General features: G+C 69.2%; 17 protein-coding genes. 11 read left to right on the top strand and 6 right to left on the bottom strand.

Annotation, left to right across the window (positions count from 1 at the left end):
• Positions 1–94 precede the first annotated feature (94 nt).
• The 4 genes from ABZ477_RS10520 to ABZ477_RS10505 all read left to right on the top strand — a co-directional run bounded on the left by ABZ477_RS10520 (position 95) and on the right by ABZ477_RS10505 (position 9,820).
• On the top strand, positions 95–2,668 hold the full coding sequence (locus tag ABZ477_RS10520) for a DUF4062 domain-containing protein (RefSeq protein ID WP_360132046.1): 2,574 nt from the start codon (positions 95–97) through the stop codon (positions 2,666–2,668).
• Between the two features lie 163 nt (positions 2,669–2,831).
• Positions 2,832–6,302: a hypothetical protein gene (locus tag ABZ477_RS10515; RefSeq protein ID WP_360132043.1), complete on the top strand. Its 3,471-nt coding sequence runs from the start codon at positions 2,832–2,834 to the stop codon at positions 6,300–6,302.
• Positions 6,303–6,408: 106 nt separating this feature from the next.
• Entirely contained in the window at positions 6,409–8,979 is a 2,571-nt protein-coding gene (locus ABZ477_RS10510; protein ID WP_360132040.1) for a DUF4062 domain-containing protein, read from the top strand.
• The gene (locus ABZ477_RS10505; protein WP_360132037.1) at positions 8,972–9,820 is read left to right on the top strand and encodes a hypothetical protein; all 849 of its coding nucleotides are present in this window, start codon (positions 8,972–8,974) and stop codon (positions 9,818–9,820) included. Before ABZ477_RS10510 ends, ABZ477_RS10505 begins: the two co-directional genes overlap by 8 nt.
• 333 nt (positions 9,821–10,153) lie before the next feature.
• Here the strand turns inward: ABZ477_RS10505 and glmM are convergent, their stop codons facing one another.
• The 5 genes from glmM to ABZ477_RS10480 form a co-directional block, all read right to left on the bottom strand.
• Positions 10,154–11,521 (bottom strand): phosphoglucosamine mutase, encoded by a 1,368-nt coding sequence (gene glmM / locus ABZ477_RS10500; RefSeq protein ID WP_360132034.1) that lies wholly within the window; start codon positions 11,519–11,521, stop codon positions 10,154–10,156.
• A 16-nt stretch (positions 11,522–11,537) separates the two neighbouring features.
• Positions 11,538–12,014, bottom strand: coding sequence for a 30S ribosomal protein S9 (gene rpsI / locus ABZ477_RS10495; RefSeq protein WP_360132031.1), 477 nt, complete (start codon positions 12,012–12,014; stop codon positions 11,538–11,540).
• 26 nt (positions 12,015–12,040) lie between these two features.
• The gene (gene rplM / locus ABZ477_RS10490) at positions 12,041–12,487 is read right to left on the bottom strand and encodes a 50S ribosomal protein L13 (protein WP_360132028.1); all 447 of its coding nucleotides are present in this window, start codon (positions 12,485–12,487) and stop codon (positions 12,041–12,043) included.
• A 257-nt stretch (positions 12,488–12,744) separates the two neighbouring features.
• Positions 12,745–13,248: a hypothetical protein gene (locus ABZ477_RS10485; RefSeq protein ID WP_360132025.1), complete on the bottom strand. Its 504-nt coding sequence runs from the start codon at positions 13,246–13,248 to the stop codon at positions 12,745–12,747.
• Between the two features lie 130 nt (positions 13,249–13,378).
• A complete protein-coding gene (locus ABZ477_RS10480) occupies positions 13,379–14,203 on the bottom strand; it encodes a type II CAAX endopeptidase family protein (protein WP_360132022.1) in 825 nt (274 codons plus the stop codon).
• A gap of 34 nt (positions 14,204–14,237) precedes the next feature.
• On the opposite strand from ABZ477_RS10480, the gene ABZ477_RS10475 reads away from it, so the two are divergent.
• From ABZ477_RS10475 to ABZ477_RS10465, 3 genes are all read left to right on the top strand, one after another.
• Entirely contained in the window at positions 14,238–14,915 is a 678-nt protein-coding gene (locus ABZ477_RS10475) for a low molecular weight phosphatase family protein (protein ID WP_360132019.1), read from the top strand.
• A 78-nt stretch (positions 14,916–14,993) separates the two neighbouring features.
• On the top strand, positions 14,994–16,628 hold the full coding sequence (locus ABZ477_RS10470; protein ID WP_360132016.1) for a polysaccharide biosynthesis tyrosine autokinase: 1,635 nt from the start codon (positions 14,994–14,996) through the stop codon (positions 16,626–16,628).
• 1 nt (position 16,629) lies between these two features.
• The gene (locus tag ABZ477_RS10465; protein ID WP_360132013.1) at positions 16,630–17,541 is read left to right on the top strand and encodes a hypothetical protein; all 912 of its coding nucleotides are present in this window, start codon (positions 16,630–16,632) and stop codon (positions 17,539–17,541) included.
• A 19-nt stretch (positions 17,542–17,560) separates the two neighbouring features.
• Here the strand turns inward: ABZ477_RS10465 and ABZ477_RS10460 are convergent, their stop codons facing one another.
• Complete coding sequence (locus ABZ477_RS10460; protein ID WP_360132010.1) at positions 17,561–19,342, bottom strand: DUF4012 domain-containing protein; 1,782 nt, start codon at positions 19,340–19,342, stop codon at positions 17,561–17,563.
• Between the two features lie 263 nt (positions 19,343–19,605).
• Here ABZ477_RS10460 and ABZ477_RS10455 point away from each other — a divergent pair, with 263 nt between their 5' ends.
• The 4 genes from ABZ477_RS10455 to ABZ477_RS10440 all read left to right on the top strand — a co-directional run bounded on the left by ABZ477_RS10455 (position 19,606) and on the right by ABZ477_RS10440 (position 25,124).
• Positions 19,606–21,381, top strand: coding sequence for a nucleoside-diphosphate sugar epimerase/dehydratase (locus tag ABZ477_RS10455; protein WP_360132007.1), 1,776 nt, complete (start codon positions 19,606–19,608; stop codon positions 21,379–21,381).
• Positions 21,378–22,505 (top strand): aminotransferase class I/II-fold pyridoxal phosphate-dependent enzyme, encoded by a 1,128-nt coding sequence (locus tag ABZ477_RS10450; RefSeq protein WP_360132004.1) that lies wholly within the window; start codon positions 21,378–21,380, stop codon positions 22,503–22,505. The genes ABZ477_RS10455 and ABZ477_RS10450 overlap by 4 nt, the downstream gene beginning before the upstream one ends.
• Entirely contained in the window at positions 22,502–23,131 is a 630-nt protein-coding gene (locus ABZ477_RS10445) for a sugar transferase (protein WP_360132001.1), read from the top strand. The genes ABZ477_RS10450 and ABZ477_RS10445 overlap by 4 nt, the downstream gene beginning before the upstream one ends.
• A 736-nt stretch (positions 23,132–23,867) precedes the next feature.
• Positions 23,868–25,124: a nucleotide sugar dehydrogenase gene (locus tag ABZ477_RS10440; protein ID WP_360131998.1), complete on the top strand. Its 1,257-nt coding sequence runs from the start codon at positions 23,868–23,870 to the stop codon at positions 25,122–25,124.
• Positions 25,125–25,267: the final 143 nt, after the last annotated feature.

The following is a 25,267-nucleotide window of genomic DNA, read 5'->3' as shown; positions in this document are numbered from 1 at the left end:
CTGAGCACCGACCTCTCGGCGGCGCCCGACGCCCCGGCGGCTCGGCGGCTCCCGACCTCTGGACGCGGCGCCGCGGGAGGTCCATGATTCCCTCATGGCCCGCGGGCCGGCGGCGATACGCACTCCCGATCAGCGACTCCGCGTCTTCGTGAGCTCCACTCTGAAAGAGCTCGAGCCGGAGCGGCGAGCCGTGCGCGCCGCGCTCGAGGCGATGCACTTCGCACCCGTCATGTTCGAGCTCGGCGCGAGGCCCCATCCGCCGCGCGAGCTGTACCGCTCCTACCTCGCGCAGAGCGACGTCTTCGTCGGGATCTACTGGGAGAGCTACGGCTGGACGGCACCCGACGAAGAGGTCTCGGGGCTCGAGGACGAGTACCGGCTGTCGGGGGCACTTCCCCGGCTCATCTACATCAAGGATCCCGCGCCGGCGCGTCAGGACCGCCTCGAGGCCCTCCTGGATCGGATCCGCGCCGACGACCGCACGTCGTACAAGTCGTTCGCCGACGCGCAGGAGCTCGAACGGCTCGTCGCGGACGATCTCGCGACGCTGCTCGCCGAGCGGTTCGAGACCATCGAGCCGCCGCCCGTCGAGGCGCTCAGTTCGCCCGGCATCCCGGCGCCGTACGCGCCCATCGTCGGGCGCGACGCGGAGCGGAGAGCGATCGCCGCCCTCCTCGAGCGCCGCGATGTGCGTATCGTCACGCTGGTCGGGCCGGGCGGCATCGGCAAGTCGCGCCTGGCGATCGAGATCGCGACGGATGCCGCCGCCGCCGGGCGCGATGTCGCCTTCGCGCTGCTCGAGGCCATCTCGTCGCCCGAGCGAGCCATCACCGGGATCGCGCGAGCCCTGGGGGTCAGGGATGCCGCCGCTCAGGGATCCCTCGAGGACAAGGTGATCGCGGCCGTGCGCGACCGCGACCTCCTGCTGGTCGTCGACAACATGGAGCACCTCCTCGACGCCGCCGACGTCCTCGTGCGCCTCGTCGCGGGTACGTCGCGCCTGACGCTGCTCGTCACGAGCCGCTCGCCGCTGCACGTGCGCGCGGAGCGCGTCGTCGACATCGGGCCGCTGTCGCTTCCTGCCGAGGACGTGACAGAGGGCGCGGCCGAGGCCTCGGCATCCGTCGCTCTGTTCACACAGCGGGCGGCGGCGGTGCGCCCGGAGTTCCGCCTGGGCCCGGACAACCTCGACGACGTCGTGGCGATCTGCCGTGCGCTCGACGGCGTCCCTCTCGCGATCGAGCTCGCCGCTGCCCGCGTCCGGCTGCTCAGTCCGCGCGAGATCCTCGCGCGCCTCGACTCCGCCCTCACTCTCCTCGTGGCGGGGTCACGCGACCTGCCGGCCCGGCAGCGGGCGCTCAGTGAGACGATCCGCTGGAGCGTCGAGCTCCTCGACACCGACACGCGGTCGGCGCTCGCGGCGCTGTCGGTCTTCGTCGGGTCCTTCACCTTCGAGTCGGCAGAGGCCGTGCTCAGCGCCTCGGGCGCTCGAGACCCGCTCACCTGCCTCGAGGCGCTCGTCGACGCGAGTCTCCTGGGGCGAACCGACCGCGGCCCGTTCGCGGCGTTCCGGCTGCTGTCCGTCGTCCGCGCCTACGCGGCCGGACTCCTCGACGAATGGGGGCGGATGCGGGTCGCCGACGTCTGGATCGCCCATTACCGGGATGTCGCGGCCGAGGCGGAGGTCGGTCTGCGCGGTGCTCAGCAGCTCGCACAGCTCGCGCGGCTGGATCTCGAGATCGAGAACCTCGGCAACGTCATGCGGACGCTCCTGGACCTCCGCCGCTTCGATGAGGCGGCGTCCTTCATCTGGTCGCTGTACCTGTTCCTGCGGATCGGCGGCTATCTCGGCATCGTCCAGGCGTGGACGACCGAGCTGCTCGAGACCGCCGATCGAGAGGGGCTCGGCCTCCGCGACCGCACACGCGCGATCGCGCTGTACTACATCCACACCGTGCGGTTCTGGCAGGAACCCGGCTTCGACGCCGTCGGGGGGCTGGAGCAGAGCCGCGATCTCTTCCGGCGGGCCTCGGACCGCTTCGGGGCGTCGCTCGCCGGAGTCTCGCTGGGTCTGGCGTGCCTGGCGAGGTCCGCGCCCGCTCCGGACTTCGAGCTCGCGCGGGGGGAGCTGGCAGAGAGCCTCGCCGGCTTCCGCGACGTCGACGACGCCTGGGGCCAGGCGGTCGCACTGGTCGTCCTGGGGCGGATCGATCTGCTGGCGCGGGACATCCCGGCCGCGCTGGACCGCTTCGAGCAGAGCCTCGCTCTGGCCACGACCGCGGGCGAGCGCCTCGGCATCGTCATCGCGCAGCATCACCGCGGATGGGCCAAGTTCTTCGGTGGGGACGCCGAAGGCAGTCGCCGCGACTTCGCGGAGTCGCTCGACCTCTCCGTGGGCCTCGGGCATCACGAGGGGATCGCGTACGGACTCGAGGCGTTCGTCGGGGTGCGGGCGGGCCAGGACGACCCGGTGGCCGCGGGGCGGCTTCTCGGGGCGGCGCAGGCGCTGCGCCGCCGCAAGGGCATCTCCAATCCGCGCGCCTTCGAGTTCTACATGGTTCCCCTGCAGGCGCTCCGACTGGCGGGCCTCGGCGACGAGCTCGACCGCGCGACGCAGGAAGGGCTGGCGTTGACGGTCGCCGAGGCGCTCGACGACGTGCGCGGGTGAGGCCGCCCGCCGTCCGGCGACCGCGCTCGCGTGACCCGCGAGCGACCGCCCGCCCCCGACCGGCTCGTGGCGGCCGCATCCACGCCCGCATGTATCACTGAGCCCCGAACCTCCTCTCCATTGACATCCGCCCTGTGTGGCGGCGAGTTCAGGGAGCCCTGCCATGGCCACCGCGACGAAGCGCATCAGCCTCGACATCACCGCAGCCGCCGGAGCGGCGCCGCCCAGCAAGCTGTTCTCGGGTCGCCTGCCGATCATCCGGCGGCTGACGCGGACGCACTCGCTGCTCGTCGCGAGCGCGGGAGAGGTGCTCTCGGTCGACATCGAGACCGGCGACACGACGGTCCTCGCGAGCGGGTTCTCGGACCCGGTCGGGCTCGTCGCAGGCGCGGACGGACGGGTCTTCTACGTCGCCGATCAGGTGGGCCGGCGGTACGTCATCAGCGTGGTCGCGGCCTCCGTGCTCGGCCGCCGGCGCGTCGTCGCGACGGGCGTGGGCCGACCCGGACAGCTCGCGCTGCACGGCACGACCCTCGCGTTCGTCGAGAACGCGACCGGCGAGCTGCGCACGGTCGACGTCACGACGGGACTCGCCGAGACGATCGGCGCGGACCTCCTGCCCACGGGCGGAGTCGCGTTCTCGGACGACGGCGCGCAGCTGCACGTCGTCGAGACCGAGAGCGGCCGATGGCTGTCGATCACGCCCGGGGACGCAGCCTTCACCGAGATCGCCGACGGGCTCAAGGGTGCCGGGTATCTCACGCCTTCGTCACGGTCCGGCACGCTCCTGCTCGCGGGCGCGCGAGAAGACGCCGACGGCACGCACGGCATCGTGAGCTCGCTCGTGCTCGCGCGGGGCCGGGCGAAGGAGGTCTACGACCTGGGCGCCGGCGAGCAGCCGTTCGCCGTGTGGCAGCTCGCCTCCGAGCGGCTCATCGCGATCGACCGACACGGCATCACGTGGTGGGACGTCCGTCCGCCTGTCGTCTCGCGCCCCGTCACGCTCACGATCGGCAACCCGAAGCCCTTCATCGGCTCGTACGAGCGCGTCGTCGTGGACATGGGCACGACGGGCCACCTCATGGACGACCTCGAGTTCACGATCCCGGACGGGGATGCCGGCGGTCGTGTGTCGCTCTCACACGACGACCTCTCGGTCGCGGGCGAGATCATGCTGCTCGTCGGGTACCAGCCCGGCGACCACAAGCTCGTCGTCACCCACCGGCCCACTGCCACCGAGGTGGCCGTGCTCGAGTTCCACATCACGGACGAGTGGGCCGATCCGGCCGCCAGCCCGGCGCACTGGCTCGCCGGCCCCGTCGGGACGTTCCAGACCGGCTACACGTGGGGCGGCGGGGGCACGACGCCGCAGAACGTCGACGTCATCCCGCAGTCCGGCACGCGCAACATCGCGATCCTGATGGTGGATGTCTCCGACTCGCGGTATCCCACCGGCACGGGATTCGACACGGTCCGCGACGCCTGGGAGGAGAGCGCCGTCGGCTCCACCGACAGCGCCCGCCTGTACTTCGAAGAGGTGTCCTACGGCGGTTTCACTCTGGCCCTCGCCGGCGGCACACCGCCGCTCGTGAGCCTCGCCGGCAACTGGGCGAGCCAGTTCAGCATGATGCCCACGCCATGGCCGAACAACTCCTTCGCCCCGGCGAATGGGCAGGCGTTCGCTCAGGCGTGCGTCTCGAACGCGGCCGCCCAGGTGGACGGCGGAGGCAACCCGATCATCGACTTCTCGACCGTGCGGAGCCTCATCCTCGTCGTCCGGTCGCAGGGACCTGCCGGGACGGACAACTTCTTCTGGCCGCAGGCCTGGGGCGGCAACTTCACGATCCCCGGCGGGTCGGTGAACCTCAACGTGCTCGGCATGCCCGACGACTGGGAGGGCACGCGCGACTCGCGCACCCGGACCGAGACGCTGTCGCACGAGCTCGGCCACAACCTCGGCTACCCCGACCTGTACACGAACGTGGCCTCGTGGGGCTACTCCGCCGATGTGCAGAGCCGTGACGTCACGAACCTCGACCTCATGAGCAGCGAGCAGCAGCTGCCCGCGCCGACGATCGCGCAGCGCATGGAGACCGGCTGGGTGCGGCCCGAGTGGGTGCAGACGTTCGACTTCTCACGCTCGACGATCCCGCTCGACCAGACCGTGACGCTCCACGCCATCGAGGACGGCGCGCCGCCCGCGGGCGAGCTGACGGGCGTCGAGATCCGCATCGCGGACGGGTGGAACTACTACTTCGAGTACCGGCGCACGCAGGCGGGCGACATCTCCGACCAGCAGCTCGGCAGCGACGCCTCGACCGGAAACGGCGTCGTCGTCGGCACAGACGTCGGCTCGCAGAACTTCACGTTCCCCATCAACCGGCCGCAGATCATCCGGCTCCGCCCCGACGTCGAGGGCGAGGCATCCTTCTTCGCCACCGGCGACGACTACAAGGAGACCGACACCTCCTCGATGGCGGTCGCGGACTTCAAGATGACGGTGCTCTCCGCGAGCGGCAACACCGCGCAGGTGCGCATCGAGTACGGCACGAACGGCCGCCCAGATCTCGTCATCCGTCCCTGGCCGGGTGGCGACAACTGGCAGAGCCCCGACATCGAGGTGCGCAATGCGCGGTCGCTCGCCGACCCCGCGTGGCGGAACGTGCCGTGGGAGGGTCACGTCAACGACGTGGTCGCGACGTACCGCAACCGCGGGCCCGTCACAGCCCGCAACGTCACCGTGGACTTCTACATCAAGGACTTCACGGTCGGCGGCGCTCCGGAGGTCTGGCTCGGACGCGACACGAAGGACGTCCCGCCCGACACGAGCACGGCGTCCGTCGAGTTCACGACGCAGTGGCTGCCGGGCAACCAGGGCCACCGGTGCATCATCGCCAAGACGCCCCTGTATCTCGACACGTCGGTCACGCCGACGATCGTCGAGGTGAGCGACGCGAACAACACGGCGCAGTCGAACTACTCGCGCTACATCTCCGCCGCGTCCTCGCCCGCCCGTCGCGTGCGCAGCACGGTCGCCCTCCACAACCCGTTCCCCGAGCGCGCACTGATGTACGTCATGCCGCAGCTGACCGGCCCGATGGCCCCGTACTACCGCGTCTACCTCGCGCACCAGTCGGTCGTGCTCGACCCCGACGAGACCCGCCGGGTCGAGGTCATGGTCGAGTCGCTCTTCGGCGATCCGCGTGAGAAGGAGCTGCAGCGGATGATGGAGAAGCTCGTGCGGACGCCGGCGAACCTCTCGCTCGTGGGCTACGGCATCCCGCCCGAGGCGCCCAACCACCCCATCATCCTGGGTGGCGTGCAGGTGCGGACCGACACGGGCTGGGCGACGAAGTTCGAGTACGTCGAGATCGCGGGCAAGCAGTCGCTGCGTGGGCGCGTCGTGACGGTCGGCACGGGGCAGGGCGTGACGGGCCAGGTGCTCGTGACCTTCCGCGGGCCCGACGAGTCGTTCGACAACACGGTCGCCGTACCGCTGAAGGCGGGGGACTTCGTGCTCGAGATCGCCCCGTACATCGACAAGTTCCGCGCGGAGGAGATCAGCCTGCACTATCCGGGCAACCCGCCCTACACGGCGTGCGACCCGGAGAAGGACCGCTACCCCGTCGCCTGAGTCTGGGGGATGCCGCGCCCGGCGCCTGCGCCGGGCGCGGCGCTGCGCGCGCAAAGCCCCCGCGCGACCTAGACGCGACCGGGCGCCGTGCTCCATCATTTCCCTCATGGCCGCAGGGCCCGCGGTGATCCGCACTCCCGATCAGCGTCTCCGGATCTTCGTCAGCTCCACTCTGAAAGAGCTCGAGCCGGAGCGCCATGCGGTGCGCGCCGCGATCGAGTCGATGAAGCTCGCACCCGTCATGTTCGAGCTGGGCGCGCGTCCCCACCCGCCGCGCGACCTCTACCGCTCGTACCTCGCGCAGAGCGACGTCTTCGTCGGCATCTACGGCGAGCGGTACGGCTGGGTCGCCCCCGACGAGACCGTGTCGGGGCTCGAGGACGAGTACCTGCTGTCGGGGTCGCTCCCCCACCTCATCTACGTCAAGGCCCCCGCACCCGAGCGCGAGGAGCGCCTCGAGACGCTGCTCGATCGGATCAGAGACGACGACCGCAGCTCGTACAAGTCGTTCAGCACCCCGGATGAGCTCGCCCGCCTCGTGGAGGACGACCTTGCGACGCTCCTCGCCGAGCGCTTCGACGCCGGACGCCCCGAAGCGGTGGCCGCCGCCGCAGCCGGGCCGCCGGCATCCGGGATCCCCGCCCCGTACACGGCGATCGTGGGGCGCGAGGAGGAGCAGCGCGAGGTCCTCGAGCTCCTCGACGACCGCGACGTGCGGATCGTGACCCTCGTCGGCCCCGGCGGGATCGGCAAGTCGCGCCTCGCGATCGAGATCGCCGGCGCCGTCGCCGCGCAGGGCCGCGACGTGGCCTTCGCGCTCCTCGAGTCGGTCGCGTCCGCCGACCGCGTCATCGTGCCGATCGCGCGCGCCCTCGGAGTCCGGGATGCCGGCGGTGAGGGATCGCTCGAGGACCGCGTCGTGACGGCCCTCGCCGATCGCGACGCGCTGCTGGTCGTCGACAACATGGAGCACGTCCTGGCCGCATCGCGCCTGCTCGTGCGGCTCATCACGGACGTCCCGCGACTGCAGATCCTCGTCACGAGCCGCTCGCCGCTGCGCGTGCGTGCGGAGCGCATGTACGAGGTCGGGCCGCTCGCCGTCCCGGCCGACGACGCACCCGACACCGGGGCATCCGCCGTCACGCTCTTCGAGCGGCGGGCGGCCGCTGTGCGCCCGGGGTTCCGGGTGACGCCAGAGAACACGGCATCCGTCATCGCGATCTGCCGCGCGCTGGACGGCGTGCCGCTGGCGATCGAGCTCGCCGCGGCCCGCGTGCGCTCGCTCACGGTCGAGCAGATCCTCGACCGGCTCGACTCGGCACTGACCCTCCTCGTCGGCGGGGCCCGGGACCTCCCCGAGCGCCAGCGCGCGCTGCGGAGCACGATCGAGTGGAGCGTCGATCTGCTCGACGACGACGCGCGCTCGGCCTTGAAGACGCTCGCGGCGTTCTCCGGAACCTTCAGTCTCGCGTCGGCCGAGGCCGTCCTCGCGGCGACCGGCACGCCGGATCCGTTCGGCGCGCTCGAGGCCCTCCTGGACGCGAGCCTCATCGCCTCCATCGATCACGAAGGCGAGACGGCCTTCCGCCTGCTCTCGCTCGTGCGGGCGTACGCGCAGGAGGCCGCCCCCGAGCACGCCGAGCGGGCGACGCGCGCGTGGATCGACCACTATCGGGCGCTCGCGACGGATGCTGCCACCGGCGTCCGCGGGAAGGATCAGCTGGACTGGCTCGCACGGCTGGACCTCGAGATCGAGAACCTCGCGGGCGTGACGCGGGCGATGTTCGATCGGCGAGAGCTGGACGACGCGGCCGTGTACCTGTGGTCGCTGTACCTGTACCTCTGGATCGGCGGCTACCTCGGCGTCGTGCAGGGCTGGGCCGAGGAGATCCTCCAGATGGCCGAGCGCGACGGCGTGCCGATCGCCGTGCGCACGCGCGCCGTCGCGGAGTACTACGCCAACGCGATCCGCTTCTGGCAGGACCCGGCCTTCGACACGGCGCCCGGCATGGTGCGCAGCCGCGACCTCTTCATCGAGGCGCACGACCTCTTCGGCACGGCGCTCTCCCGCGTGTCGCTGGGCCTCGCGCTGCTGACCGAGGCGAGCGGCGCGGACTACGCGACCGCGACCACGGAGCTCGAGACGAGCCTCGCCGAGTTCCGGAGCGCGGACGACGCGTGGGGGCAGGCGATGGCGCACGTCATGCTCGGGCGCGTGGACATGCTCCGCAACGACCTCGTGGCCGCGCAGGCGCACTTCGACGAGAGTCTCGCGCTCGCCTCGGCGCAGGGCGAGCGCCTCGGCATCGTCATCGCGATGAACCATCGCGGGTGGACGCGGTTCCTCTCCGGCGACCTGGCCGGGGCGCGCGACGACTTCTCGCACGGCATGGACATCTCGCTCGCGCTCGGGCACGACGAGAGCCTCGCGTACGGGCTCGAGGCCTTCGTGGGGCTCGCGGCGGCCGAGGGCGACGCGCGCAAGGCCGGGCTCCTCCTGGGTGCCGCGCAGACGGTGCGGCGACGCAAGGGCTTCCTCAACCCCGGCGCCTTCGAGTTCTACATGATCCCGCTCACAGCGCTGCGCGACGGGAGCCTCGGCGAAGAGCTCGACCGGTGCATCGCGGAGGGCGCGGGACTCACTGTCGACCAGGCGCTGGAGCACGTGCGTGACTGAGCCGCGCGGCGACGACCGCGTGCTGCCGCTCACGCGCTGGGTCGCGATCGCGATCGTGCCGTTCCTGGCCGTAGCGGCGTTCCTGCTCTTCGCGTTCCCCGAGCGCACGGGCGAGCTCTTCGCCTGGCCCATCGCGCCGCCGCTGTCTGCGTTCCTCCTCGCCTCGGCGTACGTCGGCGGCATCTGGTTCTTCATCCGCGTCGCGCTCGCGCGGCGCTGGCATCGCGTGAAGCACGGCTTCCCGGCCGTCGTCGTCTTCGCGGGCGCGCTCCTGGTCGCGACGCTCCTGCACCTCGACCGGTTCTCGCAGAACCTCTCGTTCGCGGTGTGGATGGTGCTCTACGTGACGACGCCGTTCCTCGTCGCGGTCGTCGCGATCATCCAGCGCCCACACGACCCGCGGACGCCCGACCCCGTCGACGTCGTCATCCCGGCCCGCTGGCGGGTCGCCCTCGTGGCGATCGGCGCGGCTGCGCTGACAGTCGGCGCCGTGCTGTTCGTCGTGCCGGCGCTCGGCGTCGAGCTGTGGGCCTGGGAGCTCACGCCGCTCACGGCCCGCGTGACCGGGGCGGTGCTGAGCCTCACGGGCGTCGTGAACGCGGGCCTGGTCTGGGATTCGCGGTGGAGCGCCTTCCGCATCCTGTTCCAGGCGCAGCTGCTCAGCTTGCTCGCGATCGCCGTGTCACTCGTCGGCGGCCGGGACGCGCTCCTGTGGGACCGGCCGATGACGCCCGTGTTCGTCGTGCTGATCGCGGGAGCCCTCGTGCTCTACGCCGTGTTCACGCTGCGCTGCGAGGCGCTCACGCGCCGTGCCGCGGCATCCGTCCCCTCCCGGGTGTAGCCGGCGGGTTTCGCGAGGCGCTCGCGCCGTGCCGCGGCATCATCCCCTCTCGGGTGTAGCCGGCGGGCTTCGCGAGGTGTTGTCCCCCTTCGGAGGACGGATGCCGCATCCAGCCCCTCCGCACGGCCAAAACCCCTCCCGAACAGGACGCCGCCCGGCGGCAGACCCGCGCGGGTTTCGCGAGGTGTTGTCCCCCTTCGGAGGACGGATGCTGCGCCCGGCGCCTCCGCACGGCCACAACTCCGCCCGAAGAGGACGCCCGAGCAGCCAACCCCCAGATACAGCGATGCCCCGGACCCTCCAGGAGGTCCGGGGCATCCGCCGAAAGGCCGGCTACGCGCTCTGCAGCGCCAGCCGATCCCGCACGACCTCCGCGAGGCGGTCGGCCGTATCCTGCGCGACGGCGGCATCGGATGCCTCGACCATGACGCGCACGAGCGGCTCGGTGCCGCTGGCACGCAGCAGGACGCGCCCGGAGTCACCGAGCTCGGCTGCGACGGCGGCGACAGCATCCGCCAGCGGCTCGTCCGTCTGCACGCGCGAGCGGTCGACGCCCCTCACGTTGACGAGCACCTGCGGGTACACCGTCATGATCGACGCGAGCTCGGCGAGGGTCTTGCCCTGCCGCGCCATCTCGGCGAGGAGGTGCAGGCCTGTCAGCAGCCCGTCGCCCGTCGTCGCGTACTCGCTCATGATGACGTGGCCGGACTGCTCGCCGCCGAGGGAGTAGCCCGCCTCGTTCATGCGCTCGAGCACGTACCGGTCGCCCACGGCGGTCTGCTCGACGCGGATGCCGTTCGCGGCCATCGCGCGGTGCAGCCCGAGGTTGCTCATGACGGTCGCGACGAGCGTGTCGTCCTTGAGCCGGCCGCGCTCCTTCATCGAGACGGCGAGGATCGCCATGATCTGGTCGCCGTCGACGATGTTGCCTGCCGCGTCCACAGCGAGGCAGCGGTCGGCGTCGCCGTCGTGCGCGATCCCGACGTCGGCGCCCGCCGCGACGACGGCCGCCGCGAGCTTGTCGAGGTGGGTCGATCCGACGCCGTCGTTGATGTTCATGCCGTCGGGGTCGGCGCCGATGACCGTGACGCGGGCTCCCGCGTCACGGAAGGTCTCGGGCGAGACTCCGGATGCTGCGCCATGCGCGCAGTCGAGCACGACGTGGATGCCGTCCAGGCGATTCGGGATCGACGACAGGAGGTGCACGACGTAGCGATCCTCGGCGTCGGCGAAGCGGCTGATGCGCCCGACGTCGCCACCGGTCGGCTGGAGCTTCGGGCCCGCCATGGCGGCCTCGATGCGCTCCTCGACGATGTCGGGGAGCTTCACTCCGCCGCGGGCGAAGATCTTGATGCCGTTGTCGGGCGCCGGGTTGTGGGATGCCGAGATCATGACGCCGAAGTCGGCGTCGATGTCGGCGATCAGGAAGGCTGCGGCCGGGGTCGGCAGCGTGCCCGCGTCCAGCACGTCGACGCCCGAGGACGCCAGGCCCGCCTCGACGGCGGCGCTCAGGAAGTGTCCCGAGATGCGCGGATCGCGCGCGACGACAGCAGTGAGCCGCCTTCCGGCGGCCTTCCGCGCTTCCGCGGAACGGCCCTGGCCCAGGACGACAGCGGTCGCCTGGGCCAGGGACAGAGCGAGATCGGCGGTGAGGGGGCCGTTGGCCAGCCCCCTCACCCCGTCCGTGCCGAAGAGCGGCATGCGGAGCGCGAGCCGATCAGCGCTTCGAGTACTGCGGGGCCTTGCGGGCCTTCTTGAGACCGGCCTTCTTGCGCTCGATGACGCGAGCGTCGCGCGAGAGGAAGCCCGCCTTCTTGAGCGTCGGGCGGTTGTTCTCCGCGTCGATCTCGTTGAGGGCGCGGGCGATGCCGAGGCGCAGCGCGCCGGCCTGACCCGAGGGGCCGCCACCCGAGATGCGGACGATGACGTCGTAGGCACCCGTGAGGTTGAGGACCGTGAAGGGGTCGGTGATGAGCTGCTGGTGGAGCTTGTTCGGGAAGTAGTCCTCGAACGCGCGGCCGTTGACCGTGATGGTGCCCGAGCCGGGGATCACGCGCACGCGGGCGATGGCCTGCTTGCGACGACCGACAGCCGAGCCCGAGACCGAGAGCACGGGGCGCTCGGCGGCGACGGCGGTCTGGTCGACCGGGGTCTCGGTCGAGTAGTTGGTGGTTTCTTCTTCGATGTTCGCCACGAGTGTGTCCTTATTCTGGGCGGCGCTTACTGGGCGACCTGGTCGAACGTGTACGTCTTGGGCTGCTGAGCGGCGTGCGGGTGCTCGGCACCGGCGTAGACCTTCAGCTTCGACAGCTGCTGGCGGCCCAGGCTGTTCTTGGGGAGCATGCCGCGGACGGCCTTCTCGACCGCGCGGACGGGGTTCTTCTCGAGGAGCTCGGAGTAGGTGACCGCCTTCAGACCGCCCGGGTAGCCCGAGTGACGGTAGGCCTTCTTCTGCTCGAGCTTCTGGCCCGTCAGCGCGACCTTCTCGGCGTTCACGATGATGACGAAGTCACCAGTGTCGATGTGGTTCGCGAAGGTGGGCTTGTGCTTGCCGCGGAGGAGCGCGGCGGCGTGCGAGGCGAGGCGGCCGAGGACGACGTCGGATGCGTCGATGACCAGCCACTCGCGCTGGGTCTCACCAGCCTTGGGGGTGTAAGTGCGCGTCACAGTAGTGCTGCTTTCTTGATCGAACGGAGAGGTTCGTGAATCCCGCTCCGGGGTGCTTCCTCACGCGCAGTGCGGGAGGTGGGACGCCAGTGGAGGGCTCACGTTCGGGCGCCGGATCAGCAAGAGCCGGACACCAAAGATCAAGCTTACGGCATCCGGATGCTGGGTCCAAACCGCCTCAGAGTACCGGCGACACGTGGCTCCGGGGCGCAACGAAGGCCCCGGGGACGTCCCGAGGCCTTCGCGACGCGTGAGTGTCAGCGGTTGCTGGTCGCGCGACGCCGCGCGACAGCCGCAGCCACGGCGATGCCGCCGATGCCGACCGCGCCGACGCCCAGCCAGATAGCAGCGGCAGGAACCGTGCCACCGGTCGGGGGCAGTCCGCCGCCGCTGGTCGTGCCGGTCACAGTGAGGACGGTCGAGCCGAGCACGCCCTCATCGCTCGAAACGGACACGGTGCAGGCGCCGGGGGTCGTACCGACGAACGTCGCTGTCGCGGAGGCGTCGACCACCGTCCGGACGACCCTGGCGGTGCCGCTCTCCTGGAATGTCGCGCCGGTGCAGCCCGTGATGTCGAACTGCACCTCTGTGAGGCCTTCGAGTCCACCCACGGTGAGCAGCGTGGGCACGCCGGGGGCTGGCGTGACGTCAGCGGCTGAAATGACGACTTCAGCGGGGTACTCCTCGGCGGAGGCGGCGGCCGCGCCGCTCAACGCCAGTGCACCTGCGACGACGAGGGCAGAAAGAGTCTTCCTGAGCATTGCGATCATCCCCGAACGATTGGAGCCAGATGAAGCTACTGCCTGTGAAACGGCTGAGAGCCGCACACCCGGTCATGCTAGCGCGCCCATCCGGCGCGCACCAGATGGGTCGAAAACGAATACAGGCTGTTCAGGCCAGAAATGTCCCGGCGAGCGCGAGGGCGACGTAGCTCGCATTGAAGACGATGTGGACGAGGACGGCCCCCCAGATGCGACCAGTCAGAAGCACGAGTGACCCGCATACCGACGCCAGAAGCGCCAGGGACAGCACGGTTCCGAGGGGAAGCGAGAGCGCCAGTCCGTGCACGACGACGAAGAGACCCGAACTCACAAGCAGGGCGACGATTGCGGCGACGAGCTTCCCGACGGCTCCTCGAAGGACCAGATAGAGCGAGACGAGCACAACGGCTCGGAAGAAGAACTCCTCGACGACCGGGGACACGACAGCGGCGCCGAAGCCATCTGTGAGCCACCACCCGGTAGGAAGCGCGCCATCGACGAGCGGGTATGACGGCAGTTCCTTGCCCTCGCCGAGGACTGCTGCCAGCCACCCCTGCACGATGCGCAGACCCGCGCCCAGCACCGCGCCGTAGAGCAGATCGATCGGCCGGAACCGGAGCAGGCCGCCGGGGCGGGCGCGGGAGAAGGCGACCACAGTAGGGAGCAGCATCCCTATCCACAGCACGAGAGACGCGGATGCTTGGGCCCACGCAGATCGCCAGAGTCCCGTGATGACCGCCCCCGCGAGGATCGCGAGACCCAGTGAGACGAGCGCTCCCGCCAGGAGCCACTCGCTCCAGCCCTTCGCTGGGCGTTCCGCGACGCGCCAATCCGTGGGTGCCGATTCGCCAGGCGGCGCGGTCTCTGCTGCCGCGGTGGGTGTGTCCCATGATCGCTGCGCCCTCGAGTCCGCCCGAGCCCCCGCACCGGGCGCGTCGGTAGGCTGGTCGGACACGCGCCCACGTTACCCCGCGCCAGGAGGCTCTGCCGTGATCGAGATCCTCACGGTGTGCACCGGCAACATCTGCCGTTCCCCGCTTGCGGAACTGATGCTGCGGGCGCGCCTGGCGGACTTCGCGCCGACCGTGGCGAGCGCCGGAACGCATGGGCTCCCGTCGGCACCGATGACGTCCAAGGCCCTCGCGCTCGCCGTCGCAGCCGGCGTCCGCCACGAGGATGCGGCATCCCATCGGTCTCGCTACCTGACCGAAGCGCTCCTGTCGGCACCCGATCTCGTGCTCGCCATGACGCGCGACCATCGGCGCGCCGTCGTCGAGCTCGCCCCCGCGCGCGTGCGCAGCACCTTCACGATCCGCGAGTTCGCGCGCCTGGCCGCGAGCCTGTCGGACGACGAGCTGCGCACCGCCGCCGACGAGGGCGGGACGGATGCCGAATCCCGCGTTGGGGCCGTGGTGGCCGCTGTCTCGGGTCAGCGCGGCACCGTTGAACCGCCGACCAACCTCGCCGACGATGACGTGGTCGACCCCTACGGGCGCTCGTGGGAGACATATCAGCGCAGCGCGGCGCAGCTCGCTCCCGCCGTCGACGAGGTCGTGCGGGCACTCGTGATTGCTCTCGAGGGGGCGAGCGCGGCCGACGAGACCGAGGTGGCGGTCACGGCCGCCCCGGACAGCTTGCCGCTGCGCCGCGATCGGCGCCGCGCCTGACGCCGTCCACTCGCTCCCCTGCCGTTGCGGGCCCCTGTGGAATGATGAGCCCGAGCGCGCGACCATCGAAGGGCGAGCATGGAGCTGACGGACTACATACGCATCCTGCGCAAGAACTGGCTGACGATCGTGCTCGCCACGATCCTCGGCATCGGCGTTGCGGCCGCGTACTCGCTCACTAGAACACCTCTCTATGAGGCGCAGAGCACCGTCTTCGTTTCGTCCCAGGCGGGTGCGACGATCGCCGAGATCCAGCAGGGCAACAACTTCACGCAGTCGCGTGTCCAGACGTATACGAATCTGGTGACGACGCCGATCGTGATGAATCCCGTCATCGCAGAGCTCGACCTCGGCACGACGTCCATCGAACTCTCAAAGTCCGTGAGTGCCGCGTCGCCGCTCAACACGACGCTCATCGGGATCACGGTCGAGAATCCCGACCCCATCGTGGCTGCTGACATCGCCAACGCCCTGGGCGAGAGCCTCAAGGCGGTGGTCGAGAAGATCGAGACACCGAAAGGCGCCGACACGAGTCCCGTGCTCCTGACGCGGGTGAAGGATGCTGTGCCGGCACTGAAGCCCTCCAGCCCCAATGTGCCGCTCAACCTCGCGCTCGGGGCCCTCGTCGGCCTGGCGATCGGCATCGGCGTCGCCGTGCTGCGGCACGTGCTGGACAACAGGGTCCGCACGCCCCACGACGTGGAGCAGATAACCTCGCGCCCGCTCATCGGCTCGATCGCCTTCGACCCTAAGGCGAAGGACCGCCCGCTCATCGTCCACGCCGACCCGCTGTCACCGCTCGCCGAGTCGTTCCGGGCGCTGCGGACGAACCTTCAGTTCCTCGACGTCGGCGGCCGCTCGAGCTTCGTCGTGACCTCGAGCATCCCGGGCGAAGGCAAGTCGACGACCGCCATCAACCTCGCGATCGCGCTTGCCGACAGCGGCCGCCGCGTCGCGCTCCTGGACACCGACCTGCGCAAGCCCAAGGTCGCCGATTACCTCGGCATTGAAGGCGGCGTGGGCCTCACCGACGTGCTGATCGGGCGCGCACGTGTCGGCGACGTCATGCTGCCGTGGGGCAAGCGCTCGATGTACGTCCTGCCCGCCGGCAAGGTCCCGCCCAACCCGAGCGAGCTCCTCGGCTCGAAGAACATGCACACGCTGCTCGAGGTGCTCGAACGCGACTTCGACGTCGTGCTCTGCGACGCTCCCCCGCTCCTTCCCGTGACGGATGCCGCGATCCTCGCCAAATCCACGAGCGGCGCGATCGTGATCGCGTCGGCCGGTCACACGACGCGCCACCAGCTCGAGGGGGCGCTCGACGCTCTGCAGACCGTCGACGCCAACGTCGCGGGCGTCGTCCTGACCAAGGTGCCAACGCGCGGCCCCGACTCGTACGCCTATGGATACGGCTACTCGTACGGATACGGCTACGGACAGCAGGCCTCCGGCAGGCGGGGCAAGAAGCCGCCGACGCCGGAGGACGCGCCCACTCCCGCTCCCACCCCCTCCCCCTCGGTCGTTGAGCGAACCAACCCTCCGTTCGTTGAGCGAGCGAAGCGAGACGAAACGCCCGCACCGACGTCCGCCTCTTCTCCGGCTCCGCCTGCTCCACCGCTCCCCGCGCCACCCACCCCCACTCAGCCCGCGTCGCTCGACGAGATCATCCACCCGGCCGGCGGTTCATCGCAGCGTCCCGAGCCGCTCATCTGACATGGCCCCCAGGCGCCGGCCCTCGAGGTGGGTCGCCATCAGCGCCGTCGCCCTGCTCGCCGTCGTGATCGGCATCCTGTCGCTCGTGGCATACCAGCGTGCGAACCCGCCTGCCGAGCCCGCGACCGCCGGGCCCGTGCCGACCTTCGACCTCGGAGTCGAGACCGAGACACCCACCCCGTCTCCGACTGCGACGCCCACGCCAGAGCCCGCACCACCTCGTGAGGCCGAGCGATTCCTGTCCGTCGGCTCGCAGGCGATGTGGCGCGCGACCGCCGGGCTGTGCGGGTCCGTCGAGCCGCTCGTCGAGCGCTCTGGCGACGGAGGGCAGACGTGGTCCGACGTCACGGCACGCTACCTGGGCCTCACACAAGTTGCATCGCTCGACGCTTTCAGCGCACAGGATGCCGAGATGGTGGCTGCCGCCGGCAACTGCGACGCCCAGGCGTTGCGCACCTTCACCAACGGCCAGTTCTGGGCGCCGTACCCCGATGTGCTCGCCGTGTCGCGATACATCGATCTCGTCGACTCCTCGCTGATCCACCTCGGCCGCGGCGCAGCCAGTCAGGCACCGTGCGCCGAGGCCAGGGGTCTGCGCGCGTCTGGCGATGTCGTGGCGCTGGTGTGCGAGGGGCGCGCGTGGGTCTGGACGGGTTCAGACTGGTCGCCGCTCTCACCCGAAGGCGTCGTCGCCCTCGCGGCTTCCGACGGGGCAGTGATCGCGGCGTATCCGGCTGACGGCTGCGCGGGGCTGACGGTGACCCGCTTCGCCGCCGCCGGCGGAGAGGGCGACCCGGGAACGCCGGTCGGCTGCGCCGAGGGGGCGGATGCCGCGTCCTCCGCTGCGATGGCCGTCGCCGGTGGTTCGGTGCTCGTATGGTCCGGCGGCAGCCTCGTGAGCGTGGGCGGTTGAGGATGGCTCGGCTCGGAGTCTAGCGTTCGGCGTCCGCGCAGGCCGCTGTGACGCTCGTGGCGCCGAACGCGGGCGTGATGAGCGCTGTGACCTCGTCGGGCAGGGGGTCACCGAGATCCACCGTCACGGTGACCGTCGACGTCTCGCCGGGAGCGATGTCGGCGGGGAAGCTGAGCACCCGATACCCGCCCTGCATTCCGCCCCCGAATCCCGGGGCGAGCGTCGCCTCGGCGTCCACAAGTGTCGACCCCAGCGGCAGATAGATGTATCCGACAACCCGGAGGACTCCCGCGGGCACACCGTAGTTGCCTCCGACGATGTCATCCGGCAGGCTCGTCGCCGCATCCAGGGGCGCCTTGTTGTGCATCGTGACCGTGAGTGTCACCCGTCGTGCGGCATCGCCCGGTTCAGCGCAGTTCCCCCACTCCAAGGTCGGGTCGACCTGGAGGTAGTACCCGAGCTTCGAGCCGGTCCCGTCATTGAGGTAAACCCCGAACCTGGCGGTATCGGCATCGGTGGTCGGCAGCGGACCCGAGAGGGTCGTCTCGGACAGCATCCGCTCTTCATCGGGGTCGCTGCTCCAAAGAAGAAGCCTGCGCTCTTCCCCTGCCTGGGTCAGTGCCGAGACCAGCGCGGCCGGCTCGGCCCGTCCGGACGCGAGGGCGTCGAAAACGGTGGCGGCGGCCGAGGCGAAGACGGCGTTCTGTGCCACCGGATCGGGATAGTCGATGTACACCTGGTTCAGCAGGAAGCTGACCGCATTGTCAGACGTAAGCGTCTCGCCTGTCGGCAACTGCACCGGCCCGGTGGCCTTGAGCAGGTAGGACAGCGCGATCGGGTCCACCGAGATGACGCCGTCGGCGAGTGTGCCGTGCGCCCGGTTCCACATCTCCCGTGCGAGCGGCGCCGCCGTCGCGAAGTCGGGGAGGATCGTCGTGCCCGAGAACCACACGGCGGGCCGCTCCCCGAACACGCCCTGCACTTCAGGGTCGAGCGGCAGCACGGGTTCCGGGAACCGAGGGATGGCGGCCGTGCCCTGGCCGACCAGCTGCACGCGTCCGCCGTCCGCCGCGATCACCGCCGTGGCACCCGGCATCCCGCCCAGCGAACGCAGCTCGGCCGGATTCTGGAACAGCAGCAGCCAGGTGCGCGGCTCAGAGCCGCCCAGCATCGCGGGGAGAAGCGTCGTGACCCGCTCGAGTGCGCCGGCCGCAGCAACGGCTGTCGACAGCTTCCCTGTCGCCTCGTCGAGCCCCTGACGCACGGACCGAAGGAGCGGGGCACGATCGATGCCTGCCAGCTTCTCGGCCGCGGTGTCCAGCCCTCGGGACGCCTCGGTCGCGGGCTCGCGGAGCGCCTCGAACACCGACAGGTCGAGCGCCCCGTCGACGAGGCGAAGCGAGTCGATCGAGAATCCCGATGCGACCTCGCTCAGCGGCTCCAGGACGGAGTCTGCGACGCCGGCGACGGCAGCGCTCACGGTTCCGACGGCGGCCAGCTGAGGGCCCACCCAGGGGAGGCCCTCCGCCGCCTTCCAGACGGGATCGCTCGTGAGGGATGCTGCGGCGCGTGCCTCCTCACTGGCGGTGCGGATGTCGGCAGCGGCCGCATCAGGCTCCGTGATGTTCGCCGAGGCCCGCTCGATGCCCCCGCGCGCCGCCTCAAGATGCTGATACGCGAGGAGCCCTCGGATGCCGATCCAGACGACGAAGGCGACCGCTGCGAGTGCCAAGGCCGCAAGCGCCCACGCGAACGCCTTTCCCGCCCGGCGAGCGGGCCGAGGTAGGACGTCGGACGACATTCTGCAATGTTAAGCGACCGCTCCGAGCGCGCACTCGAGGCCTTCCCGACGAATACAGGTCGGCGAAGGATCGGATTTCTTCCGTTCACCGAGGCGGATTCGTGGCAATGTACAGATACGTGAGAATGAGCGACGCGGCCACATGAGAGCGGGCGCCTCGCTGGGGGAAATGTCGAGGCGGTGAACGTGTGACAGCATCCGATGGTCCCTCTGCGAATGCGCGCGCGAGCCTCGCGCTTCAGCGTCGCGGGACGACGCAATTCGTGCTCGACGCGATTGCCTGGGCGGTGGCGCTCGCGAGCGCCGCGGTCTTCCGCTACGAGTTCGACGTCGCGCCGATCGTGTGGCTCAGCCTGCTCGGGGCGGCCCTCACCGCCGCCTCGGTCCAGTACTTCGCCGGGATGTACTTCCACCTGTATCGGGGGCGCTTCGCGTACGGGAGCTTCGAGGAGGTCCGCGCACTCACCTTCACCGTCCTCATCACGATGGCAGTGATCGCCGTGCTGTCATTCATCCTCATCGGCCCGACCCGTGTGCCGCGGAGCACGGCCTTCATCGCGGCGCCCATCGCACTCGTGCTGATGCTCGCGATGCGCTACGCCCGCAGGCTGTTCAACGACCGACGGCTGAAGCCGCGCGACGACGCCGCGCCTGTCCTCATCTTCGGCGCCGGTGAAGTGGGCCAGCGTGTGCTGCTCGCGACCAATCGAGATGCCGATTCCGATTTCCGGTCCGTGGGCTTTCTCGACGACGATCCGGAGAAGCGGAACCTGTGGCTGCGAGGCGTGCCCGTCCTCGGGACCCTCGACGATCTGCCCCGCGTCGCCGAGCGGACGGGGGCGAAGATCGTCGTCGTCGCGGTCGGCCGGGCGAATGCCGAGCTGCTCCGACGCGTGCAAGACACGGCCACGCCGCACGAGATCAAAGTCATGGTCGTCCCCCCGTTCGCAGAGATCCATGACGATCACGAGCGAGCCGCCGACATCCGCGACATCTCGATCGAAGACCTCATCGGGCGCCAGCCGGTCGACACGAACGTTGCGTCCATCGCCAGTTATCTGAACGGGCGGCGCGTCCTCGTCACCGGCGCGGGGGGCTCCATCGGCTCGGAGCTCTGCCGGCAGATCGTGCAATTCGGCCCCGCGGAGCTGATCATGCTCGACCGCGACGAGACAGGTCTGCAGGCCGCTCAGCTCGCGACCGCCGGCCACGGCCTGCTCCACACGAAGGACGTCGTGCTCGCCGACATCCGCGATGCCGAGACGCTCCAGCAGATCTTCAACAGCCGACTGCCTGAGGTCGTGTTCCACGCGGCCGCACTGAAGCACCTACCCATGCTCGAGCAGTACCCCGATGAAGCGTGGAAGACGAACGTCACCGGCACGCTCAACGTCATCGAGGCGGCGCGCTCGGCCGGTGTTACGACGTTCGTCAACATCTCGACCGACAAGGCCGCGAATCCGACGAGCGTCCTCGGTCACTCCAAACGCGTCGCCGAGAAGCTGACCGCCTGGGCGGCCGAAGAGACGAACCTGCGCTACCTGTCCGTGCGGTTCGGGAACGTCATCGGCAGCCGAGGCTCGATGCTTCCGACCTTCCAGTCCCTCATCGAGGCGGGCCGTCCTGTCACCGTGACAGATCCCGAGGTGACCCGCTACTTCATGACGATCCCCGAGGCGTGTCAGCTCGTCGTGCAGGCCGGGGGCATCGGCCGCGGGGGCGAAGTGCTCATCCTCGACATGGGCCAGCCGGTCAAGATCCTCGACGTCGCGCAGCGCATGATCGCGATGTCGGGCAAGGACATCGAGATCGTCTTCACCGGACTGCGCGAAGGCGAGAAGCTCCACGAGGAGCTCGTGGGTACCAGCGAGACCACCGAGCGCCCCTTTCACCCCAAGATCTCGCACGCGAAGGTCGAGAGCATCGCGCCTCATCAGCTCGACAGCGCGGACTGGAGGAAGCGGATGCTGTCGCGTCCGCGCAACAACGAGACCGGGGTCATCCGTCCGCTCACGCCGGAGGCTCGAACGACATCGTGAGCGACCGGATCTACCTGTCTCCCCCGGACGTCGGCCAGCTGGAAGAGGATGCCGTCGTGGCGGCGCTCCGCTCCGGCTGGGTCGCGCCGCTCGGTCCCGATGTCGATGCCTTCGAGCGGGAGCTCGCCGAGCGCGTCGGCGTCGCCCACGGAGTCGCTCTCAGCTCGGGCACGGCGGCACTGCACCTCGGCTTGCTGACGCTGGGCGTCGGCCCCGGCGATGTCGTGATCACCTCGACGCTGACCTTCGCCGCGACCGCCAACGCGATCGTCTACACGGGGGCCGAGCCGTACTTCGTCGACGTCCTCCCCCACACGGGAAACATGGACCCCTCGCTGCTGCGCATCGCGCTCGAGCGGCTTCGGGATGCCGGCGAGCGCGTCGCCGCGATCATCCCCGTCGACCTCCTGGGCAAGGCCGCGGACTACACCTCGATCCTCGCGATCGCCGACGAGTTCGAGGTGCCGGTGCTCGCCGACGCCGCCGAATCCCTCGGCGCGACGCACCGAGGCCGCGCGGCGGGCAGTTTCGGCCGCGCGTCAATCGTCTCGTTCAACGGCAACAAGATCATGACGACGTCCGGCGGCGGCATGCTGCTGACCGACGACGGCGACTTCGCGGAGCGCGTGCGGTACCTTGCGACGCAGGCACGCCAGCCGGTCCTCCACTACGAGCACACCGACATCGGCTACAACTACCGCATGAGCAACCTGCTCGCAGCTCTCGGCCGAGCGCAGCTGAGCCGACTCGACGAGATGATCGCCCGGCGACGCGGCCTGCGCGATTCCTACAAGTCGCTCTTCGCCGACGTCGAGGGCGTCGAGGTTTTTGGAACCGTCGACGACGAGCACGACAACGCCTGGCTCACTTCGATACTCATCGACTCATCAGTGACCGGCTGGACGCCGGGCGATCTGACCGCAGCCCTCGCCGCCGATCGCATCGAGGCCCGCCCGATCTGGAAGCCGATGCATTTGCAGCCCGTGTTCGAGGGGGCGCGTGCGGAGCTTTCTGGGGCTGGGGACCACTTGTTCAATGCCGGGCTCACCCTTCCGAGTGGTTCGGCTTCGAGCGACGAGGAGCGCGGGCGTGTGTTCGCGGCAATTACGAGGTTCGTCTCGTGACCCGGCCAACAGGCGCGAGCAGACTCTCCTACGAGGTGGTGAAACGCGCAATCGACATCGGCGCGGCATCGGTTCTGCTCGTGTTGACAGCACCGCTGCAGTTGGTGCTCGCAGGGCTCGTCGCCAAGAACCTCGGCCGTCCCGTGATCTTCCGTCAGCCACGGCCGGGCAAGGACGGTGAGGTGTTCACGTTGCTGAAATTCCGCACGATGCTTCCTGTCAATAAGGCCAAGGGCTGGGTGACGGATGCTGACAGGCTCACGCCGTTCGGCCGACAGCTGCGGTCCCTCAGCCTCGATGAGCTTCCGACTCTATGGAATGTGCTGCGCGGGGACATGAGCCTTGTTGGTCCGCGGCCGCTGCTCGTCGAATACCTGCCGCTCTACTCACCCGAACAGGCTCGTCGTCACGAGGTGCGTCCGGGAATCACCGGACTGGCGCAAGTTCGCGGCAGAAACTCATTGAGCTGGGGAACAAAGTTCAAGTACGACGTGATGTACGTCGAGCGCCGGAGCCTCCGACTGGACTTGCGCATCCTGATGGCGACGGCCCGCTCAGTCTTCCGTCGAGAAGGCATCAACCTCGAGGGACAGGCCACGACGTCGAAGTTCGGCGGGAATGCGTGACAGCGCGGGAGCTCGTTATCGTCGGTATGGGCGGTTCGGGCGCGAGGCGCTAGAGGTTATCGAAGCCGAGAGGAACTGGCGCGAGATGACACCGATAGACAGCGGCCCAAGGGGTGGCACGACCTTGACCGTGCCACCCTTGCGCCTCACTTTGGTGCCGTTCTTCCAGCTATTCGCCCTGGACCGGTCACACCGACCTCGCGTGCGGCAGCGGACATCGACCAGTCTCGGCGAGCAGTTGGATGAACCGCTTCCGAGCTAGTGACTTCGGCCTTCGACCCGGGCGCTTCGGAACACGACGAGACGACATTCAAGAACCCTTTCGGCAGGTCCTTCTTGCGACCGTCACTGGAACCACCGCCCCGGAACGTTCAGGGTTCGGGCGCCGCCGACAGCCAGTCAGTTCGAACACGTCCGGCGTTCGCGCTGTGCGCTTGGGTGCTCATCTCCATGCGGACTCGCGCCCTCGCTGGTGGCATCAAATTAGCCCGAGCGAACCGAGTCCCACGAAGTCCTCCCGCGAGCCTGCGCGCAAGCCTGGACCTCGGCAGGACCGGCTCCGCGCCGGAGATGGAATCAGGCGCGCCCATCGGGTCATCGCGCGATGGCGCGAGTCGTGGTGTGGACCAATTGTGAGGTCATAGAGTTGGAGGCGCGGGCCGGAGCGACCGCCATCATTGCGTCATCCTGCAGCACCATCGCAAATCCCGCTCCCGTTCGAGGTGAAGAACTGACCGTGCAGAAAGTGATAGTCGTTGGACAGGGCTACGTGGGGTTACCAGTCGCCATGCGGGCCGTCGCAGTCGGATATGACGTGGTAGGGGTGGATCTCGACAAGAGTCGGGTTGCGGATTTGGTAGCGGGACAGTCCTACGTGGGTGACGTGCCGTCGTCAACGTTAAGAGAGGCTCTGTCTTCTGGGCGCTATCGGGCGACAGCCGACTACGATGACGCGGGGACGTTCGACATTGCGGTGATAACGGTTCCGACACCGTTGAAGGAATCCTTGCCGGACTTGTCTTTCATCGAATCTGCGACCGTCTCCCTCGCGCGAAATCTGAGACCGGGCGCCACAGTGATTCTGGAGTCGACGACCTATCCAGGAACGACTGAGGAGCTGGTTGCACCGATTCTGGAAAGGGGTAGCGGCCTGGTCGCGGGGCCCGATTTCCACGTCGGCTACAGTCCCGAGCGTATTGATCCCGGGAATAGGACGTGGGGTTTTGTAGAGACACCAAAAGTCGTATCCGGTATCGACACGGAGTCGCTGCGAGCCGTGGACGACTTCTATTCGTCGCTCGTGGACACCACGGTGCCAGTCTCGGGAACGCGCGAGGCCGAACTCACGAAGCTCCTCGAGAATACTTTCCGTCACGTGAACATTGCACTCGTCAACGAGCTCTCCGTCTTCGCACATCAACTCGGTGTGAACGTTTGGGAGTCGATAGATGCAGCGGCGACGAAGCCGTTCGGCTTCATGAGGTTCACCCCCGGACCAGGCGTGGGTGGGCACTGTCTACCAGTCGACCCGAGCTACCTATCATGGGAAGTCCGCCGGAAGCTAGGACGCAACTTTCGGTTCGTCGAGCTGGCCAACGACATAAACGACCACATGCCCGACTATGTCGTGCAGCGGGCCAGCCAACTCCTCAACAGTCGCAGCCGGGCGTTGTCCGGCGCAACCGTCCTCCTGATAGGCCTCGCTTATAAGCGGGACACTGGAGACATCCGGGAGTCTCCCTCCCTGAGGGTGATTAACCTCCTTCTGGATACTGGCGCAGTACTCCGAGCGGTCGACGATCACGTGGAGACGCGCTTCTGGCCCGCCGGCGTAGAGAAAGTTGCGTTGAACGATGAGTCGCTCGAAAGCGCTGACCTAGTCATTCTTCTCACTGACCACTCCAACCTCGATGTCAGCATCTTGGCGGGAAGCAAGACGATGGTGCTAGACACCCGCAACCGTATCCGAGGCGACCACGTCTCTGCTCTCTAAAGACCGCTCCATAGGGGCTCTTCGCAGTTGAGGGTGTAGTGGGGGCGCGCGCGCCGCTGGGCGGATAGGCGTCGAGGCCTTCGAGGATGGAAGTTCCTACGCTCAGCATCCGAAAGACCTCGACGTGTTCAACGCTACCTTCG

Source organism: Microbacterium sp. NPDC019599 (assembly GCF_040632175.1).
Taxonomy (GTDB): domain Bacteria; phylum Actinomycetota; class Actinomycetes; order Actinomycetales; family Microbacteriaceae; genus Microbacterium.
This window is presented reverse-complemented; position numbering and strand designations above follow the sequence as displayed.